This window comes from Rheinheimera sp. ATLC3, assembly GCF_059429535.1.
The window spans coordinates 3,427,138-3,447,268 of the sequence record NZ_CM182103.1 but is presented as its reverse complement, the minus strand read 5'-3'; the positions used below and the strand labels follow the sequence as shown (position 1 = coordinate 3,447,268).

Genomic DNA, 20,131 nt, shown 5'->3' with positions numbered 1-20,131 from the left:
CAATTATTTTTGACATCTCGCTTTCTCATTCCGTGAAAACGAGCATGCATTATATTTCGAAAGCTGTGCGTTATATTTCTGAACCCAGCTTCTATAAGTTCCTAATTTATAGCATGTAAATAAAAGCAGCAATTAGCTTATACGCAATGTTAACGGGATATTTGACCACAAACGCACTAAATACTAAATAATACTGTATGTCTGGCCAGTTATCAGCATTTTGTCAGTGGTGAAGCATACCGTAAGCGAGATCTGTCATTCTGTGTCAAATTGCATCTGGATGTCATTTGAGAGAGCACCAGCACTAAAGTGTTATGGTGCATTTTTCACCAACTGCTTAGCTTGTGTTGCAACCCAACAGGAGCTAACACCATGTATAACTATAAAATATCGTCCTTACTACCCTCTTTAGCGTTTTCGCCAGCTGCAGCCTGATGCTGCAGGCGGCTTGTGTTGATGCCGTAGTACTGGTGCACGGCAACACCGCGACACCGGCCAGCTGGAATAGCACTTATAACTACTTAATCAGCAAAGGCTACAGCAGCAGCGATATTTACCGGCCGGACTGGGGCTCGAAAAGCTGTGCCGCCTGTAATGACCACAGCGGCAGTGAAGAAACACCGGTACGCAATGCATTGCAGCAGGCTTTAGCCAGTTCGTGCACCGGCAAGATAGATGTTATCGGCCATTCGATGGGCGCAACACTGGCAGCGCAGCAAATTGATAAACTGGCTATTGCGTCGCAGGTGAACAGTTTTGTTGGTATTGCCAGTGCATTTCGCGGCTTATTAAGCTGTGGTGTGTACCCGTACAATGTGTGGAACTCTACCTGCGGCAGTGCAGGCTTATCGGTATCAAGCCCGTTTTTAGATGGATTGTACGGCACACGCTTTGGCCAGAAAGTGTATTCAATAAAAAGCTACAGCGATCAGGTAGTGTGCTCAACCGGCAGCTGCCTGGTGTACGGTATACACAGCAGCAGTATCTGGGGTGAAAATGCCAGTTATACCTATGTACTGGGTCATTTTGGTTTACAAACCGATACCGCTGCACAGCAGTATCAGCTGATTAAATAACCTCAGCCCAACAACCACTGCTGTAATTGTGCCAGCGAGCTGACTTCGATATGCGGCGTGATGCCCTCTGGCCTTGTTGCGCCGTGGCGATTTAACCAACAGGTATCGATACCGGCGTTGATACCGCCTTTAATATCGGCATGCGGGTTATCGCCGACCATTAAAATATGCTGCTTGGGCGGGTGGCCCATCAGGGAGAACGCATGGTTGAAAATATCAATATGCGGTTTGGCCACACCGACCTGCTCAGAAATCACCAAAGGTGAAAATACATTGGCAAAGCCAGTGCGTTCCAGCCGTATTTGCTGCAGCTCGGTAAAACCATTGGTAATAATGCCCATTTTCACCCGGCCTTTTAAAGCGCTGATCAGTTCTGCCGCACCCGGCAGCGGGGTACATACATCGGCCATAGCGTGCATAAAAGCGCTGTTAAGTGCCGAGGCTGTGGTGCTGAGCTTATCAGCCCAGGGCGTAAAACGGTTTACCTGCAGCTGCTTTGCGCTGATCTCACCTTGCTGGTACTGCTGCCACAGCGGCAGGTTGATCGACTGATAATAGTCGTATTCTGCGTTGTCAAACTGATAGTCATGGCGGGAAAACATTAACTGCAACCCGGCAAAAGCATCGAAATGAAACAGGGTTTCATCGGCGTCAAATAAAATCCACTGATACTGCAATGTGTTCTCCATTGGCTGGTGTCACGGATAAAACTGTGATGGCAGTCATAACCGCTTACACTTTGTTGCTGGGTTAACACCGCTTGCGGCGCTAACATTGTGCTATATCAAAATCGCGGGGCTGCACAAGGGTATAGTACCCAAACGCACTCCTCTGCGTGTTTAATGGCCGGTCAGAACCCCAACCTTCTGGCTGGTCTTTTTTTTGGGTAATGCTTTAGCCGCCCAATTGCTGCACCACATACTCACACAATTGGTGGCTACTAAGTGCGCGCTTGTTTTCTGTCACGTTGGTGCCGCCTTTTTCCAACTGGCCGATAAAGGCTTCCAGCATGCTGACAAAACCACGCCGGTTTAAGGTACTATGCCAGTCCTGCTGTGGTAGCTGGCTAACCAGGCCTGATTCTGCCATATGCCCCTGTACCAGATTATCTACCTGCCAGTGCTTATTGTGGCTGTAGTATTCCAGCCGCTCCATATTAACGCCTGATAAACGGTTCATCGACACCGATACGGTAGTTTTACCCAGTTGCCAGTTTACCTGCACCGCCCCCAGCGGCTTATTGCCAGCCTGGTTGGTATCAAACTGACCATACACCACCGGAGTAAAGTTGCCTTTGTTATGTATCACGGTGGCGTAATGGGCAAAATCCAGCAGGTGAATAAAGTCGTCATAGACGAAAGTGCGTGTATCAGCGGGCAGATTATAGCGGTGTTTCTGGTAATGCAGTTGCACAGGCACTGCGGCTAGCAGGTCCTGATGTAATGGCACATAGCGGCGGTTAAAACCAACAAATAACGGCAGATTACGCCGTTCGGCCTGGGCCAGTAATTGCTCACACTCGTCCAAATGGTAACTGATAGGCTTGTCGACAAACACCGCTATGCCGGCCTGCAGCAACTGCATGGCAAGCGTAAAATGGCTGTCGGTGCTACTGTGGATCATCACCGCATCGGGCCTGGCTGCAATAAGCTGCGACAGCTCAGTGTAACCTTCGCGGATACGGTATTGTTGCATCAGCTTTTGCAGCACAGCGGCCTGGCGGGTACACAGCAGCGGCGTTACCCCCGCCATACTGCTCAGTAATGGTAAATACGCTTTTTGCGCAATATCGCCAAGCCCCAGCAACGCTATTCTCATACCGTACCCTTGTCAGTGAAATTACTACACAGGGTACGTAAAGCCGCTGTCGCATACAAGGTGCTGCGCCGGCTGTACAGACAAAATAACCAGGGTATTGCTATTCCAGCACCGTTTTCTGGCATTGCAGTGCCGCTGCACCGTAACCCCAAACCAGCATGATGCCGTCTTCCTGTTGCCACAGGCTTTCATTTGGCCCTTCATAGCGGTAACCACTGCCGGTTTCAGTGTGATACATCAGCACTGTTTTATCACCCCGCTCTGCCAGCAGCGTCGGCGGTACTGTGCTGAAAAAAGTGACCACCACTTCATCAGCCACAGATGTGCCACACTGAAACCTGACAGGCCCGGTAAAGTTGGTCAGCCGGTAATGTGCCTGTAGCTCGGCAATACGTCTGTTGTAAGCGGCTTTAACACAACCGGCTTTATCCTGGCTTTTCCAGCAGTCATTGCGGCCTTTTATCCAGCCACGCTGCTCGGCTTGTAGCTGGTTGGGTTGCTCGTTTTGCGCCTTTTCCAGTGCACTGGCGTACACGGCAGCCAGCTGGTTGTCCAACTCAGCCAGCTCAGCCTGCTGGCAAATCAGCTGCTCTATACTGTCCTGTGCCACGTTGTCGCAGTTAAATGAGGGGTTACTGCGCGCTTCTGTTTGCCTGGGCAAGCTGTAATCGACGCTGTGATCACAGCTGCCATCATCTTCGCAATCGTTAATACCGTTCTGATCCAAATCCCAGCTTGGGTGCATCGTTTTTGCTGCTGCGCCATCAGCTGGTGTGGGTGCCGCCGGCGGCGCTGTTTTGCCACAGCCATGTAGTGCCAGAGCCAGCAGTAATGCCACCATGCAGGTTATAGTTTTCATAGTTTTTGCCTGTTGTAGTAGTAAAGTTAACTGCGCAGATGCTGGTTAAAGAACGCCAGCGTGCGCTGCCACGCCAGTTCAGCCATGGGTTCATTGTAACGGGCTGTCGAGTCATTATGAAAACCATGATGTGATGCTTCGTAGCGCTCGATTTTATAGTTAATATTGTGTTGTTTCAGCAAGGCTTCAGCCTCTGGCCACATTGCATTTACGCGCTCGTCCAGCTCACCCAGTTGCACCAGCAGCGGCGCCTTAATGGCGCTGATACTATCAGCCGGTGGTGGTGAACCATAAAACGGTACAGCGGCATCCACAGTATCCGGCAGCTCTGCAGCTAAACGCCCGGCCATAGCACCGCCAAAGCAGAACCCTACCACACCCAGCTTGCCGTTACCGCCTTCAAGCTGCTTTAACCAGCTGGCCGCGGCTTTAAAATCGGCAATAATTTTGCCAGGTTCCAGGCTGCGCTGCATTTGCCGGCCATCGTCATCGTTGCCTGGATAACCGCCCAGCGGCCACAAAGCATCGGGGGCAAAGGCAATAAAGCCAGCTTTAGCCAAACGGCGGGCCACATCTTCAATATACGGGTTTAAACCGCGATTTTCGTGCACCACTAATATTACCGGCACGGCAGCGCGGGTATTTTTCGGCCTGACCAGATAACCACGCCCTTCACCGTGACCGCCGGGGGCAGCAAACTTCTGGTAGCTGGCGCTAATATCAGGGTCGTTAAACGATACCTGCTCGGCCAGTGCATAATTGGGCAGCATACTGTTAATAAAACTGGTTGCCAGCGTGGCATTAACAGCCAACGCACTCATACCGGCAAAGAAAGCCCGCCGGCTCATCATGCCGTGGGCGTATTTATCATATAACTGGTAAGCCTGCTGTGGTATGGCAGGTGTCTGACGTGGTTCAGGTTTTGTCATGCTATTGCTCTTTTGTTTGCGTTAAAAACGGGACGAAAAATAAACAGCAATACGCGTTATAGTACAGAACAGATCCGCTGTCAGTATTAACCTTTACTTTAGCGTTAGCGGAATTTTGATATAGCTAACCCCATTGCCCTGTGCTTTAGGCAGTTGCCCACCGCGGATATTAACTTGTACCGACGGGTAAATTAGCCGCGGTACCGCCAGTGTTTTGTCACGCGTTTCACGTTTTTGTACAAACTCCTGCTCCGGCGTATCGGCTTTGACATGAATATTCGCTGCCTTTTGTTCTGCGACACTGGTTTGATAACGCAGTTCCCGGCCATTGGGCTGATAGTCATGACAGATAAAAATACGGGTATCGTCAGGTAGCTGATAAATACGCTGAATAGAACGAAATAAAATATGCGCATCGCCGCCGGGGAAGTCACAGCGCGCGGTGCCGGCATCCGGCATAAACAGTGAGTCACCGACAAACAGATTACCGGCTATCAGATAGCTGACACTGTCATTGGTATGGCCCGGCGTATTAATGACCTGCGCATCTAAACTGCCGATACTGAATGTTTCGCTGTCACTAAACAGCTTATCAAAGTAATCACCTTTTGCTGTTAACTCATCATCGCCGAGGTTAAACACCAGTTTAAAGGTTTGCTGCACTTTTTTTATGCCCTCGCCAATCGCAATCGGGGCACCGGTTTTACGTTTCAGGTAATCGGCAGCGGATAAATGGTCGGCATGGGCGTGGGTTTCTAAAATCCACTGCAGGCTAAATTGTTGCTGTGCCAGGTAAGCTAAAATGTTATCTGCGCCGTCGGTTTTAATGCTGCCGGCAGCGGCATCGTAATCCAGTACAGGGTCAATCACAGCAGCCTGCCGGCTGTGTGTATCTGCCACCACATAACTAAAAGTTGAACTGTCTTTATCAAAAAACATTTCGATATGCACATTCGCCGTACCCATACGCACCTCGTAAATTAGATTTTTCTAAATTTAGATTGCAGCTTAGCCAAAACCATCCTAGAATGCAATTACTGTTATAAGCATATTCCACTTAGTTATATAAGGTAAAGCCATAATGTTAGCCTTAGTCGGTGCCATTGTTATTGGTGTAAGCCTGGGCCTGTTTGGTTCCGGTGGGTCTATTCTTACTGTACCTGTACTGCTGTATTTACTGCATATGCCAGCACAGCTGGCGATCGCCTCGTCATTACTGATTGTCGCTGGTATCAGTTTATTCGGTTCAGTGCGTAACGGTTTGCAGCGGCTGATCAGTTGGCGCCACGTGCTGTGGTTTGGGGTGCCGGGTATGCTGGGTACCTATGGCGGAGCCTGGCTCGGCACGCTGGTTGATGCCCGTTGGCAACTGTTGGTATTTGCACTTTTGATGTTGGTTGCTGCGGTGATGATGTGGCGCAGCAAAATAGGCGAGCACAGCAGCAAAGCTTTTAAGCCCATAAAAATAGTTATTGATGGCCTGCTGGTTGGGTTGATAACCGGTTTTGTCGGTGTTGGTGGCGGCTTTTTAATTGTACCGGCACTGGTGTTACTGGGTGGGTTAAGTATGCCGGTTGGCGTGGCGACCAGCCTGGTGATCATTGCGATGAAATCTTTTGTCGGCTTTGGTAAATACTACTGGGTGATGGCGGCACAAGGTGCGGTATTTGACTGGCGCAGTATAGGCCTGATGATTATCGCCGGCATTATTGGCAGTTTCGTGGGTTCGGCACTGGGTAAACGTTTACCTAAACAACAGTTGCAACGCGCTTTTGCAGTGTTTTTAGCCATCATGGCCGCTGTTGTCATTTATCAGTCTGTACTTTAAACATCAGCACAGGAGCTTGATATGAAAACATCGCAACAATTAATCGCAGAGGCTAAAGCCGTAATACAGGAAATCAGCGTAGCGCAGCTGCAGCAGGTGCTGCAGCAAGACAGCGAGGCGGTACTGATTGATGTACGTGAAAGCAGCGAATTTCAGCAGCAACATATTTTAGGTTCGGTAAATTACCCGCGTGGCGTACTGGAGATGAATATTCATAATCACCCCAAAGTCGCCGCTGCCGGCTGTGAGCCTGCTATAGCACTGGAGCAACTGGCCACACAGCCTGTTTACCTGATTTGCCGCTCGGGGGGGCGCAGTGCACTGGCGGCCGAATCGCTACAGCGTATGGGTTTTGCCAAAGTGTACTCGGTGGCAGGTGGCATGCAGGCCTGGCTTGATGCAGCTTTGCCGGTTAAGCACTAAACCGGGGGCAATATGGAGAACTTCACCCCTGTTTCCGCACTAATTGGCGGCGCCCTGATTGGCCTTGGCGCTTTGCTGCTGTATCTGTTCAGTGGCCGTATTGCCGGCATTTCCGGCATAGCCAGCAATGCGCTGTTCAACCGCGATGGCCGCAGCTGGCGTCTGGCATTTGTTGCCGGCATTCTAATTGGCCCTTTGCTGGTTGGCTTAGTGACCAGTAATTTTAACTACAGCACCCCCGAGTTTAACTGGCAGCTTATTGTCGGCGGCTTACTGGTAGGTATTGGCACCGGCTGGGGCAGTGGCTGCACCTCAGGCCACGGTATTTGCGGTATCAGCCGTTTGTCTGTCCGCTCGATCGTTGCCACGCTGATTTTTATGCTGGCAGGCATGCTTATTGCCACCCTGTTGCACTGATTCATTCGCCCGGATAAGAGGACATTTACTATGCCAGTGTTAATCGCTTTAGTCGCCGGAATACTGATGTCAGCCGGCATTGCTTACTCAAAAATGATCGACCCGGAAAAAGTGTTGGGGTTTCTTACGCTGAATAAACACTGGGATCCCAGCCTGATACTGGTAATGGCCGGCGCGCTGGCCGTGTATGCCAGTGGCTATTGGTTATTTGCCGGCAAACAGCGACCCTTCTTTGCTGAGCACTTTCATCTACCGTCAAAACGTGAGCTGGATAAACCTTTAGTACTTGGTTCGGCGTTGTTTGGTGCCGGTTGGGGCCTGGTTGGTTATTGCCCCGGCCCTGCACTGGCAGCGCTGAGTAGCGGCAGCAGCGCCACAGTAGCATTTGTGGTAGCGATGATAGCAGGCTGGTTTATCAGCCGGCGCTGGTCAATCTGACCAGCTGTTGTTTCAGATCAAGCTGTTATGCGTCGTTGTAGTCGCAGCTGAACTATTGCTATGTTATGCTGATTTCATTTCGTTTAACCTGGCAGGACTATTAACCTTATGAACGGTTTTACTTCGCTGTACCTGTTTGTTGAGCGCACATTTTTCGGCACTTTAAGCCGTAAAATTGTGGGTAATATCAGTTTTCTGGCGCTGTTCTTTTTGCTTGCACTGTATATGGCCTATCCAGAAGGCGGTGCTAACGGCCACTGGTGGGCTTTGTTACTGCTTGGCCTTGGCGCTTTTATTTTTACCATCGGCTATATGCATTATCTGATTGTCCGGCCGGTAAAAGCACTGGTTGGCGCACTGCATGACACTAACCGCAAAGGCACTGATCTAAACCACCGGCTACCCGCGTTCACCTTTGATGAGTTTCGTACCCTATCAGAAGAGTACAACCAGTTCGTCAGCCAGTTGGGGGTATTACTCAGCGATATTCATCAGCAGGCTCATGAAACACATCAGGTGAATGAGCAGGTTTCAGATGCCGTTAACAGCACCCGTAGCCACTTGCAGGACACCGAAAAACGCAGCGGCCAGATCCGCCGCGAAAGTGATCAGGTACTGCAATATCTGGCAGACATTGTGCAGCACGGCGATGAAGTCAGCCAGGTTTCCGGCGTGGCCGTGGATAAAGCCAAGGTTGCCAGCAACCAGATGCAACAGTTAACCGGCCAACTGTCGGGTATTGTTAAGCTGCTCGACAGTTTCGGCGCAACGATTAATGGCCTGCACAAAAACTCGGAAAATGTGCGCCAGATCCTGGTCATGGTAGAAACCTTTTCTGATCAAACCAACCTACTGGCACTGAATGCGGCTATAGAAGCAGCCCGTGCCGGCGATGCTGGCCGCGGTTTTGCCGTGGTGGCCGATGAAGTACGTACGCTGGCCGCCAAAGTAAATGACGCCACCAAGCAGATATCCGGCTTTTTAAATGAGATGGAGCAGTTGGTTAGCGAAACCCGCAGCGAGTCGCAAAGCCTGAACCAGCAAGCGCAGCAGGCACAGCAGCAAATTGGCGATACCAGCACAGAGTTTGCTGTACTGCAAAAAGAGCTGCAGCAGGCGAAAACCGGTATTCAGAGTATTAACCAGACAGTGCTGGAACTGGAACAACGCTATCAGCAAACCCATCAGCATTTAAGCGCCATTGAACAAGTGACCAGTGACGCTTACAGCCAGATGTCATCTATAGATCAGGCTGCCAAAGATCTGCTGACCGGCACCGCCCGCACTCAGCAACAACTGGGCCGTTTCGCCCGCAGCTAAATTCGCCGCCAGCTTAGCCCTGTCTTTGTTAAGCTGGCTATATTTGCTTACAGTTGTCAGCTTGCTGCCAACTGTTGCTGTCAGTATATTCCACATTATGTGACACACCGCTCCCCGCTTTTGCCGTCAAGGATTTTGCTATGTTAAAAAAACTGTCGTTCTCACCCGTTGTCATCGCCGTAATACTGACAGTTGCGCTGCTGCTATGGCTGTTCAGCGGTGATAATTACAGTGCAAAACAGCAGGCTCCTGCCGAGCAGCAAGTGCCTAAAGCCGAAATTGCGGTAGTGGAAACAGAGTGGTCTGATGCTAAAGCCTATCAGGCGACACAGGTAGCTCAGGGCCAGGTAATGCCGTGGCGCAGTGTCAGCATTAAAGCACAACAGGCAGGCACAGTTGAGGCAATACTCAAGCAGCAAGGGGAGCGCGCCAAACAGGGTGACAAGCTGATCAAACTGTCAGATGAGGGCCGCGCCGCGTCCTTAGCACAGGCTAAAGCAAACCTGGTGCTGCGTAAAAGTGAGCTCGACAGTGCCCGTGCGCTTGGCAAAAACAAGTTCTTATCCGCTACTGAACTGACGCGGCTGGAAAGCGAGCTGGCCAAAGCGCAGGCAGAGTTAACCGCGGCAGAGCTGGCCGTAACGCAGCGCGAGCCGGTGGCACCTTTTGACGCTATGGTTGACCGCCGTCATGTAGAAATAGGTTCACTGGTGCAACCCGGTACTGAACTTATGCAATTAGTGCAAATAAACAAATTGAAAGTTACCGCCCAGGTGCCGCAGCAACATGTGTCGGCGCTGGCGCTGGGGCAACATGTTTCTCTGCGTCTGCTCGATGGCCGCAAGCTGGACGGAGAACTGAGCTTTATCAGTTACGCTGCCGATACCGCCACCCGCAGTTTTTATATCGAAGTAACCGCCGAAAACCCGGAACTGTGGCGCATTGCCGGAGCCAGCGCCACTGTAGAAATCGCGCTGGATGCGATACAGGCACACCATATTTCGCCTGCGCTGCTAAGCCTGGACAACAGCGGCCAGTTGGGGTTGTCAGTGGTGAATGAGCAACAAAAGGTAGAATTTTACCCGGTAACCCTGCTAAGTGCAGACAATGACGGTGCCTGGGTAAGTGGTTTGCCTGAACGGGCACAAGTTATTACCCAGGGTGCCGGTTTTGTTAAAACAGGAGACACAGTACGCATCGCCGGAGCCAAAGCATGAATACCATTATCCAGGCGGCGATACAGCGCAGCCGTGCCAGCATAATGCTGCTGATATTTCTGTTTATTGCCGGTATCAGCGCCTATCAGTCGATTCCAAAAGAAGCCAACCCCGATGTGGCTATTCCGATGATGTATGTGTCGATGTCACTGGATGGCATCAGCCCGGAAGATGGTGAACGCTTACTGATACGGCCGATGGAGCATGAGCTGAGAAGTTTAGAAGGCATTAAGAAAATGACCTCTACCGCCAGCGAAGGCCACGCGTCGGTGATGCTGGAGTTTGATGCTGGCTTTGATGCCGATCAGGCTCTGGCCGATGTACGGGTGAAAGTTGATGCCGCCCGCTCAAAATTGCCAAGCGAAGCAGAAGAGCCGGTGGTCAATGAAATAAACGTGGGTTTGTTTCCGGTATTGTCTGTTGGCTTATCCGGCCCGGTATCAGAAAACCAGCTGGTGTATATTGCCCGTCAACTGCAGGAAAACATTGAAGCTATTCCTGAAGTACTGGAAGTGGATATCGGCGGCGACCGTGAAGATTTGCTGGAGGTCGTCGTCGACCCGCAGGTGCTTGAGGGCTATGGCCTGGATTATCAGCAACTGTTTAATCTGGTATCAAACAATAACCGTCTGGTCGCAGCCGGTAGCTTAGATACCGGTGCTGGCCGTATGGCGATGAAGGTGCCCGGTGTCATTGAAAACCTGGATGACGTATTGAATATGCCGATTAAGGTTGACGGCGATACGGTCATTACCTTTGCTGATGTCGCCACTATCAGCCGCAGTTTTAAAGATCCGCTTGGTTTTGCCCGCATTAATGGCCAGCCCGCCGTGGTACTGGAAGTAAAAAAACGCAGTGGCGCCAATATCATTTCCACCATTGAGCAAACCAAGGCGCTGATTGATGAAGCCAGCAGCCGGTTTCCTGAAGGTATGCATATAAATTACATCATGGATCAGTCCAAAGAAGTAAAAAGTATGCTGTCGGATCTGTTAAACAATGTACTGACCGCAGTGGTACTGGTGCTTATTCTGATCATCGCCACTATGGGTGTGCGCTCGGCGGTGCTGGTTGGTATTACCATACCCGGCGCCTTTTTTGCCGGCATTTTAATGATTGCAGCGCTGGGCTATACGATGAACATTATCGTGCTGTTCGCGCTTATTCTGGTAGCAGGTATGCTGGTAGACGGTGCTATTGTCGTCAGTGAATTGGCAGACCGGCATCTGGCAGAAGGACAAACACCAAAACAAGCCTGGGCCAACGCAGCCGGCCGTATGGCGTGGCCCATTATCGCGTCAACCGCCACTACGCTGGTGGTGTTTATGCCGTTGCTGTTCTGGCCTGGCGTAGTTGGCCAATTTATGAAGTATCTGCCGGCGACAGTGATCCTGTGTCTGCTGGCGTCTTTGTTTATGGCGCTGATATTCCTGCCGGTCATGGGCAGCCTGAGTAAGGCCAAAACCACGCCGCAGGATACGCAGCAAAGCCGGGCCGGCAAAGCGTACCGAGGCTTACTTGGCCGCCTGCTGCGCCGGCCGGGCTTTACCTTTATTGGTATGCTAGGTGCCATGGTGCTGATCTTTCTCGCCTACGGTAAATATAACCACGGCGTGGAGTTTTTCCCGTCAGTAGAGCCTGAGTCTGCGCAGGTCTGGGTGCGTGCCCGCGGCGATATGTCAATATACGAAAAAGACGCACTGCTTAAGCAGGTAGAGCAGCGCCTGCTAGGCCTATCAGAAGTTCAAGCGCTGTATGCCCGCTCTATGGCAAGCAGCAGTGGCGAGTTGGCAGCAGATGTGGTCGGCACCTTGCAGTTTCAGTTTATCGACTGGTATGACAGACGCAAAGCCGCGCAGATCCTGGATGAAATGCGCAGCCTTACGGCTGATATTCCCGGCATCATTCTGGAGTTTCGTCAGCAGGAAGAAGGCCCGTCAGGCGGTAAACCGATAGAGCTGCAGGTAAGCAGTATGGAAAGTGCGGCAACCGACAAAGCGGTGGCGAAAATTATCAGCCAGATGCAGCAACTGGGCGGCTTTGTCGATATTGAAGATGACCGCAGCCTGCCGGGTATTGAGTGGCGCCTCGAAGTAGACCGTGCTGAAGCAGCCCGCTTTGGTGCTGATGTGCTGACCGTCGGTAATGCGGTACAGATGATCAGTAACGGCCTGCTATTGGCAAAATACCGGCCGGAATATGCCAGTGATGAAGTGGATATCCGCGTGCGCTTTCCACAAAGCTGGCGTTCATTGGATCAGCTGCAGCGCCTGACTATTCAGACTTCACGCGGCCAGGTACCACTGAGTAACTTTGTTGAACTGGTGCCTGCACCTAAAACCAGCATTATTAAACGTATCGACAGTAACCGCGCGGTAACGATAAAAGCCGACTTAGCGCCGGGCTTTCAGGTGACCGAGCGGCTAAAAGCCTTGCTGGGCAGTGACATGAAGCTGCCAGACAATGTGCATGTGAAAACCGCCGGTGAAAGTGCCGACCAGCAAGAGGCGATGACATTTCTGCTTGGCGCCTTCGCCACGGCTATCTTCCTGATGCTGATGATTTTACTGGTGCAGTTTAACAGCTGGTACCAGACGTTACTGATCCTGTCAGCCATTATCTTCTCCACCGCCGGCGTGCTGCTGGGGCTACTGGTAAACGGCCAGAGCTTCGGCATTGTGATGGTGGGTATGGGTATTATCGGTCTGGCTGGGATAGTGGTGAATAATAACATCGTCCTGATTGACACTTATAACCAGTTACGCGACAGCGGTTTGTCTGCGTTTGAAGCAGCACTGGAAACCGGCTGCCTGCGCCTGCGCCCGGTATTGCTAACGTCAATCACTACGGTGCTGGGTTTAATGCCAATGGTACTGGCGGTAAACGTTAACCTGCTCGAACCCAGCCTGGGGTTTGGTGCGCCTTCTACCCAGTGGTGGACACAGCTTTCCAGCGCTATTGCAGGGGGGTTAACTTTTGCCACCGTTCTGACACTGTTTTTAACTCCCTGCATGCTGGTATTGGGCGAAAAGCTGCGCCCGCGCAAGGTTGAGCCGGCTACTACAGCTACACCAAACAGCGGCGATGATATAGCGCTGCTGCTGAAAAAGCGTGCCTGACGTAACCAACCGCCGCTAGGGTAAAGCCTGCGCCAGCTGGCAGTCATTACAGTCGGGTGGTAATGGGTTACGGTACAGCTGCTCGCGGTACAACAAAGATGGCAGTAGTACCTGCGCCAGCGCCCTGCTCTGCTGCGTGGCAGAAACAGGCTGTGTTGACGTCGTCAACCGGCGGCTGACAGGGTTGTAACTGGCACGCACGGGCGCCTGCTGCGGCTTGAGAATAGTCAGCTCATTATCTTCCATCAGGGCGAAATACTGATCAAACTGCAATAAGGCCCGGCCAGGGCTGGTCGCATCGCGACTAAAATCGCGGCCTATCAGCGGGGTTTGTGCCGAAATGCCCAGCAAGGACAGCAAAGTCGGCGCCAGGTCTATCTGGCTGGCAACCGGGCTAATATTTTTGGCTTCAATATCCGGCCCCAGTATCAGTGCCGGAATATGAAATTTCTCTACCGGCACCAGGTTATCGCCATAAACCCGGTTATCATGGTCGGCAACAATCAAAAATACCGTATCCTGCCAGTATGCTGACTGCTTTGCCTGAGCAATGAATTGCCCCAGTGCGTAATCGGCATATTTAACCGCATTATTAACGGTATTTTTCGGCTGCTCGTGCAGGCTGATACGGCCATCGGGGAATTCAAATGGCTCGTGATTCGACGAGCTGAAAATCAGGCTGAAAAAGGGTTTGCCCGCCGCGTGCATCTGCTGTAAATGCTGATCGGCAGTACGAAACAGATCTTCGTCACTGGCGCCCCAGCTACCGACAAATACCGGTTTGTCGATTTTCGGCATATCAATCACTTCATCAAAGCCATTACCGGTAAAAAACGCGCGCATATTGTCAAAATGTGCTTCACCACCATAGACAAAGCTGGTGTGATATCCCTGCTCTGCCAAAGCACTGCCCAGGGTGTAAAAATGCTGCTGTGCCAAAGATAACTTCACGACACTTTGTGCCGGCGTTGGCATAAAGCCACTGACAACTGCCTCTATACCACGCACAGAGCGGGTGCCGGTGGCATACATATTTTCAAACCACCACCCCTGCTGTTTTAGCTTTTCCAGCTCTGGCGTAACAGCCACCCCGCCGAGTGATTCAACAAAAGTGGCGCCTAAACTTTCTTCCAGTACGATAACCAGATTAAGCGGCCTGGCCCGCGGCCTTGTGGCCTGATGAAAATGCGATGTCGGATAATTTTCATCAAACTGCAACTGTTGCAGCCACGGCCAGTCGAGCGCATCGGATACGATCTGCTGACGGCTTAGCTTACCGTAGACCTCGCTGGCATTGGCTTCATGGCGCAGGCTGTAAATGGCATAAAGTACTGAATAAGGTGAGCTGATTACCAGAGAGTTGACCATGGCATCGCCGGTTACCGCAAAAAATGCTGGGTTAGCCGGCCGGTGATCAGTCGTTGAACGCACCATAGCAAAAACCAAACAGACCACCAGTGGCCAGCTAAGCCAAAGCGTGCGGTTGCCACAGGCTAAGGTATGCTCTTTCGCAGCACGTAGTACCCGGTTAGACAACACCAGTAATACTGCTGTCAGCACTATGCCTGCTAACAGCATGGCCCGAAAGCCGTGCCATAATGTACTGAACACTTCGCGTGGGTACTTCAGATACTCGACATACAAGCGGTTCGGCCGGATATCATACTGCAAGATAAACTGCGGCGTGGACAGCTCTATAAAAATAATGACAGTTAAGCCAAGTAAGGCCCAGCCATGACAAAAACTACGCCAACGATTGATGTTGCCAGCCGTGGCAAGCACCGGAGCCAGTAATACCGGCAACACCAGCCATAATCCGATCAGAATTAAATCAGCTCTTATGCCCTGCAGCAGCAGTGGCAAAATATCAGCTGCAGCTGCAACCCGCTCGTACTGCCAGATAAACAGCCCCACCCGGCTGAAAGACAGAATCGCCAGCATCAACAATGCCATCACAACTAACGGATAATAAGGGCCTGACAAGCGGTTTACAGATATTTTCATCGCGGCACAGCAGCTTTGCAAAACAACAATTGCCGCCATGCTAGATGTATAAGCTTAAGATTTTCTTAAGATTGCCAGACCACAATAAACAGGTGTTTAAACAACCGCCATACGGCGAGCCAAAGCTGTGCAGGTAATATTTGATTATGCTCATTAAACAATTCGTCAGCGATAGCAGTGTGCACCGGCTGTTATTTTTTTACGTTATTGCCTGGCTGCTACTGGATGTTGCCGGTGGCGATATCTGGCTGGCCAGCAACATTTACGCTTTGGAAGGGTATCAATGGTCACTGCAACAACACTGGCTGACAGAAGACATTCTGCATCGCGGCGCTCGGCAGTTAAATTATGTCTGCTGTGCTGTCGTGCTTATTGCGACAGTCGTTGCCAACGTTAAACGCGCTAAATACAAACAGCTGGCCGACAGCCTGCTGGCATTGAGCCTGGCACTGCTTAGCGCTTTTGTGCTGGTTGCTTATCTTAAAGCAATCACCAATATTGCCTGCCCCTGGGATCTGGCCGTGTTCGGTGGTACCGAGCCTTATATCCATTTGTTGCAAAAGCGCCCTTCCTATCTGCCTTATAATCAGTGCTTTCCGGCAGGACACGCCAGTGTCGGCTATGCCTGGGTTGCACTGTACTACTTTTTTAGACAGGTAAAACCCGGCTGGCGCTTTGCCGGGCTGGCAACAGGCCTAATCTGCGGACTGGTTCTGGGTATTGCCCAGCAGCTGCGCGGTGCGCATTTCTTATCGCACGATATCACGACGCTGGTGTTGTGCCTGCTCTGTTCCCGTTGGTGCTTTATGCTCACCGGCAATTTGCCATTGTCATCTGCTGACAGGGTTCGTTGATGCGTATTTTACTGGCAGAAGACAGCGTTATGCTCGCTAAAGGCATCGTGACCAGCTTAAAGCGCCTCGGCTACCAGGTAGAACATTGCACTCAGGGTAAACATGCGCTGCAGGCTTTATCGTGCAGCGAGTTTTCGCTGCTTATTCTCGATCTCGGTCTTCCCGATGGCTTTGCCATCAGCGTGATCAAAACCTTGCGTAAAGCCGGCAACACCATACCGGTATTAGTACTGACCGCGCAGGATGCACTGGAAACCAAGCTCGATGCCTTTAACAGTGGCGCTGACGACTATGTGGTTAAGCCGGTGGATGTATTGGAACTTGAAGCAAGAGTCAGGGTATTAAGCCGGCGTAATACCCTAAGACGGGACGATGTGCTGGCCGTAGCAGAGGTGTGTTTAGACGCGGCTAACATGCAATGCTCGTATCAGGGCCAGGCTGTCAGCCTGACGCGGCGCGAATTTATGCTGTTAAAAGATTTTATGCTGCACCCAGACCGCATTCTGTCCCGGCGCTATCTGGATGAGCTGTGCCATGGCTGGGACGGCGAAACTGAAAGTAACGCGCTCGAAGTGCATATTCACAGTTTGCGTAAAAAGCTGCATCCACAACTGATTAAAACCATACGGGGGTTGGGCTATATGCTCAATAGCCACTATGCAGATTAACAGTATCAAAGTCTGGCTGTTGATTGTGATCAACCTGATTGTCATTTGCAGTCTGAGTTTTACTGCACTGGTATCGTATAAAGATGCAATGCATGAGCTGGATGAAATTTACGATGCCCAACTGGCCCGTAATGCCCGCCTCGTTGCAACCATGCTGACGGCCATGCCTGTGCAGCCTGAAGCGCCCCCATTAGTGGTTAATGTTCCAGAGTTCACTGACACCGGTGAAAACCTGACCTCAGCGCAGGAGCGCCGTCAGGGCGGCCATAAGTATGAGCAGAAAATAGCGTTTCAGGTCTGGCAGGACAACCGGTTAGTTATGGCATCAGAAAATGCCGGGCAGTTTCCCGAGCCAATGACAGAACAAGGTTACCATGAACTGTTAGAGCAAGGTGTGCATTGGATTAGTTTCAGCCTGCCACAGGGCAATGGTTTATGGGTATTCACCGCACAGCGGGAAGATGTGCGTCAGGAAATGAGCGAACATATCGCACTTGCCCAAATCAGACCGATTCTGGTGATGATGCTGCCGCTTAGCATCCTGATTTATCTGGTGGTAAAACTGATACTACGGCCACTGAACCGTTTACAACATAGTGTCGCAGCCCGCCAGGCTGAGCAGCTAACCGAAATATCGTTAAAGCAACCGGCAGAATTGCAACCGATCCAGCAAGCGATAAATCAGCTGATCCAAAAAGTCAGGCACTACATTCAACAAGAGAGACGTTTTGTCGCCGATGCTGCGCATGAACTAAGAACGCCGCTTAGCATATTGCAGCTGCATGCGCAGAATCTGCAAAAAGCCAGCAGTGCTGAAGAACAACACGAAGCTATTAGCGCCATTATTGACGGCAGTAAACGTATGACACACCTGGTAAACCAGCTGCTTACCTTAAGCCGGCTGGAGCGGATACAGGATATCCATTGCAGCCGCGCAGCATTAGTTTCCGTAGTTGAAGAAGCACTCTCGCAGTTACCATTACCCCTGCTGGACAAGGTCAGCTGGCAGCTGGACCTTGCCAGCAATATTGTCATCAGTGGCGACCACATTCTGTTGCAATCGGCCTTGCGCAATATTTTTGACAACGCCAGCAAATATGCCCAAAACAACAGCCTTATCAGAGTAGTGGCAACAGTAACTAAGGCATCAAACCTGACTTTAACTGTACAGAATCAAAGCACTGTCCTGCCGGAACCGCAGCGTATGGGTAACCGGTTTTTCCGTCATCAGGGCCATCAGCATATCGACGGGTCCGGCCTGGGCTTATCAATAACACAGCGTATTATCGAGCTGCATGGCGGTACCATCCACTTTGAGGTGCAGCAGCCGGACCAGGTCATCGTGACAGTGGCTTTGCCTGCTGCTTTAGCCTGATATTGCCGTGCCGGTTTTAAGCTTTGCTTAAGAAACCCCCTTTACACTGCAGCTAACTTCGTTACCCGGTGCAGTATGTATGTCATCAAGTGTGTTAACAACGATAACGCTGTCTCTTCCATCCCGCCTGCGTCCGGCAGTGTCATTTTTATTTTCCAACCTGGCGGTCGCCGCTTTATTGACGCTGGCATTTAACCAGAGCTTTATGCGCAGCATTTTGCCCTTAGGTGGCTGGTCCGTCGCCTGGCCTTTGGTCAGCTTACTGTTTTTATTAAATTTATTTATCTGCCAGCTATTTGGCATCGGCAGGCTACAAAAAGCCTGGTTAATCATGTTGATCACTATCTCAGCCATCAGCCAGTACTTTATGCTGCAATATGGCGTGGTCATTGACAAAGGAATGCTGATAAACGCCATTGAAACCGACAGCCATGAAGTGTATGCGCTGTTAAGCGCTGAAATGCTGCCTTACTTTATCTGCTATTTACTGTTGCCAGCCGTGTTAGTGTTCCGGGCACAGCATCACGGTGCTTCAGCGCGCAGCCAGGCAAAACAGTACTTACTCAGTATGGTATCAATCATTGCCCTGATACTGTTGCTGGTCGTGACGCAATATCAGAATCTGGCGGGTGTAATGCGCCAGCACCGCTCACTGAAACATCAGGCCACCCCGTTCAATGCATTGAATGCTGTCAGCGGTGTTGTCCGCAGCGAAATACTGCACCCGGTGATACCGGCATTTAAACACTATGCACAGGATGCCCGTCTGGTACCGGCCGCTGCCAAACCTCAACTGGTAATCATGGTACTGGGGGAAACAGTGCGTGCAGACCATCTTGGCTTAAATGGCTATCACCGTAATACGACGCCGCGGCTGGCCAAGCGTAATCTGCTTAATATTGGCGCCATAGATGCCTGCGGTACGGCTACAGCAATATCAGTCCCCTGTATGTTCAGTTACCTTAACCACGATAATTATGATGAAATAACCGCCAAGCACTCTGATAATCTACTGGATGTATTGCAAAGGGCCGGTGTAAAGGTGCTGTGGCGGGATAATAATTCAGGCTGCAAAGATATGTGTAACCGGGTAGAGCAGGATCAGAGCTTTGCACTGGATTGTGTAGCAGGTGAATGTCAGGACAGTGCGCTGTTAAATGGCCTGCGGCAAAAAATTCTGGCTTCGGCTCAATCGGCCAGTCCGATGTTGGTCGTGTTACATCAACAGGGTAATCATGGCCCTGAATACTACAAACGTAGCCTGAAAGAGCAAAAGCAATTCCTGCCCGAGTGTGAAAACAATTTACTGGTGCAGTGCCAAACTGAGCAAATTATTAATGCCTATGACAATGCCTTACTGGCAACGGATGAGCTACTTGATAACACTATAGCGCTACTGCAGTCATTGTCTGATCACTACGATACCTCACTCTTGTACGTATCAGACCATGGCGAGTCACTGGGAGAAAATGGCGTCTATCTGCATGGCCTGCCTTATTGGATGGCACCAGAGGCACAAACTAAAGTGCCAATGATAATGTGGTTATCTGAACAGACACAGCACCGCAGCGCTATCGATTCCCGCTGCGTACAACACAATGCGATGCGGGCCGGCAGCCACGATATGCTATTTTCGTCACTGCTGAGTTGGCTGGAAATAAAGTCTGCAGCAATTTTACCGTCGCAGAATATCTTCGAGCAATGTAGTGGTCAGACGATAGCGAAAAGCAGCTGAAAAGCTGCGCTGCCAGCTTGGTCAACACGCAGGACTAAGCTACTATATCAG

Annotated in this window: 18 protein-coding genes; 12 read left to right on the top strand and 6 right to left on the bottom strand. The window is 51.0% G+C overall.

The window, feature by feature from the left end; all coding sequences use genetic code 11:
- The first annotated feature begins 434 nt into the window (after nucleotides 1-434).
- The gene (locus AC5SV9_RS15965; protein ID WP_475148460.1) at nucleotides 435-1,076 is read left to right on the top strand and encodes an esterase/lipase family protein; all 642 of its coding nucleotides are present in this window, start codon (nucleotides 435-437) and stop codon (nucleotides 1,074-1,076) included.
- A 2-nt stretch (nucleotides 1,077-1,078) separates the two neighbouring features.
- Here the strand turns inward: AC5SV9_RS15965 and yjjG are convergent, their stop codons facing one another.
- From yjjG to AC5SV9_RS15940, 5 genes are all read right to left on the bottom strand, one after another.
- Nucleotides 1,079-1,753 (bottom strand): pyrimidine 5'-nucleotidase, encoded by a 675-nt coding sequence (gene yjjG / locus AC5SV9_RS15960; protein WP_495473522.1) that lies wholly within the window; start codon nucleotides 1,751-1,753, stop codon nucleotides 1,079-1,081.
- 217 nt (nucleotides 1,754-1,970) lie between these two features.
- A complete protein-coding gene (locus AC5SV9_RS15955) occupies nucleotides 1,971-2,894 on the bottom strand; it encodes a Gfo/Idh/MocA family protein (protein ID WP_475148457.1) in 924 nt (307 codons plus the stop codon).
- A gap of 100 nt (nucleotides 2,895-2,994) precedes the next feature.
- Nucleotides 2,995-3,753 carry an MliC family protein gene (locus AC5SV9_RS15950; protein WP_475148455.1) on the bottom strand — a complete coding sequence of 253 codons (759 nt, stop codon included), beginning with the start codon at nucleotides 3,751-3,753 and terminating at the stop codon, nucleotides 2,995-2,997.
- Nucleotides 3,754-3,779: 26 nt separating this feature from the next.
- Nucleotides 3,780-4,682, bottom strand: coding sequence for a dienelactone hydrolase family protein (locus AC5SV9_RS15945; RefSeq protein ID WP_475148452.1), 903 nt, complete (start codon nucleotides 4,680-4,682; stop codon nucleotides 3,780-3,782).
- 93 nt (nucleotides 4,683-4,775) lie between these two features.
- Complete coding sequence (locus AC5SV9_RS15940; protein ID WP_475148451.1) at nucleotides 4,776-5,648, bottom strand: MBL fold metallo-hydrolase; 873 nt, start codon at nucleotides 5,646-5,648, stop codon at nucleotides 4,776-4,778.
- Nucleotides 5,649-5,763: 115 nt separating this feature from the next.
- Between AC5SV9_RS15940 and AC5SV9_RS15935 the strand changes: the two genes are divergently transcribed.
- The 7 genes from AC5SV9_RS15935 (at nucleotide 5,764) to AC5SV9_RS15905 (ending at nucleotide 13,444) form a co-directional block, all read left to right on the top strand.
- Entirely contained in the window at nucleotides 5,764-6,510 is a 747-nt protein-coding gene (locus tag AC5SV9_RS15935) for a sulfite exporter TauE/SafE family protein (protein WP_134056502.1), read from the top strand.
- A 21-nt stretch (nucleotides 6,511-6,531) separates the two neighbouring features.
- Complete coding sequence (locus AC5SV9_RS15930) at nucleotides 6,532-6,933, top strand: rhodanese-like domain-containing protein (RefSeq protein ID WP_331923733.1); 402 nt, start codon at nucleotides 6,532-6,534, stop codon at nucleotides 6,931-6,933.
- Between the two features lie 12 nt (nucleotides 6,934-6,945).
- The gene (locus AC5SV9_RS15925; RefSeq protein WP_475148448.1) at nucleotides 6,946-7,350 is read left to right on the top strand and encodes a YeeE/YedE family protein; all 405 of its coding nucleotides are present in this window, start codon (nucleotides 6,946-6,948) and stop codon (nucleotides 7,348-7,350) included.
- Between the two features lie 30 nt (nucleotides 7,351-7,380).
- Nucleotides 7,381-7,788: a DUF6691 family protein gene (locus tag AC5SV9_RS15920; protein ID WP_475148445.1), complete on the top strand. Its 408-nt coding sequence runs from the start codon at nucleotides 7,381-7,383 to the stop codon at nucleotides 7,786-7,788.
- 108 nt (nucleotides 7,789-7,896) lie between these two features.
- Complete coding sequence (locus AC5SV9_RS15915; protein ID WP_475148443.1) at nucleotides 7,897-9,108, top strand: methyl-accepting chemotaxis protein; 1,212 nt, start codon at nucleotides 7,897-7,899, stop codon at nucleotides 9,106-9,108.
- Nucleotides 9,109-9,248: 140 nt separating this feature from the next.
- A complete protein-coding gene (locus AC5SV9_RS15910) occupies nucleotides 9,249-10,325 on the top strand; it encodes an efflux RND transporter periplasmic adaptor subunit (protein WP_475148442.1) in 1,077 nt (358 codons plus the stop codon).
- Nucleotides 10,322-13,444: an efflux RND transporter permease subunit gene (locus AC5SV9_RS15905; protein ID WP_475148440.1), complete on the top strand. Its 3,123-nt coding sequence runs from the start codon at nucleotides 10,322-10,324 to the stop codon at nucleotides 13,442-13,444. Before AC5SV9_RS15910 ends, AC5SV9_RS15905 begins: the two co-directional genes overlap by 4 nt.
- Before the next feature lie 15 nt (nucleotides 13,445-13,459).
- Here the strand turns inward: AC5SV9_RS15905 and AC5SV9_RS15900 are convergent, their stop codons facing one another.
- Nucleotides 13,460-15,448 (bottom strand): LTA synthase family protein, encoded by a 1,989-nt coding sequence (locus AC5SV9_RS15900; RefSeq protein WP_475148438.1) that lies wholly within the window; start codon nucleotides 15,446-15,448, stop codon nucleotides 13,460-13,462.
- Between the two features lie 146 nt (nucleotides 15,449-15,594).
- On the opposite strand from AC5SV9_RS15900, the gene AC5SV9_RS15895 reads away from it, so the two are divergent.
- The 4 genes from AC5SV9_RS15895 (at nucleotide 15,595) to AC5SV9_RS15880 (ending at nucleotide 20,080) form a co-directional block, all read left to right on the top strand.
- Entirely contained in the window at nucleotides 15,595-16,302 is a 708-nt protein-coding gene (locus AC5SV9_RS15895; protein WP_475148436.1) for a phosphatase PAP2 family protein, read from the top strand.
- Entirely contained in the window at nucleotides 16,302-16,970 is a 669-nt protein-coding gene (locus AC5SV9_RS15890; protein ID WP_475148433.1) for a response regulator transcription factor, read from the top strand. The genes AC5SV9_RS15895 and AC5SV9_RS15890 overlap by 1 nt, the downstream gene beginning before the upstream one ends.
- Complete coding sequence (locus tag AC5SV9_RS15885) at nucleotides 16,960-18,345, top strand: histidine kinase dimerization/phospho-acceptor domain-containing protein (protein WP_475148430.1); 1,386 nt, start codon at nucleotides 16,960-16,962, stop codon at nucleotides 18,343-18,345. The genes AC5SV9_RS15890 and AC5SV9_RS15885 overlap by 11 nt, the downstream gene beginning before the upstream one ends.
- A gap of 79 nt (nucleotides 18,346-18,424) precedes the next feature.
- Nucleotides 18,425-20,080: a phosphoethanolamine transferase gene (locus AC5SV9_RS15880; protein WP_475148428.1), complete on the top strand. Its 1,656-nt coding sequence runs from the start codon at nucleotides 18,425-18,427 to the stop codon at nucleotides 20,078-20,080.
- Nucleotides 20,081-20,131: the final 51 nt, after the last annotated feature.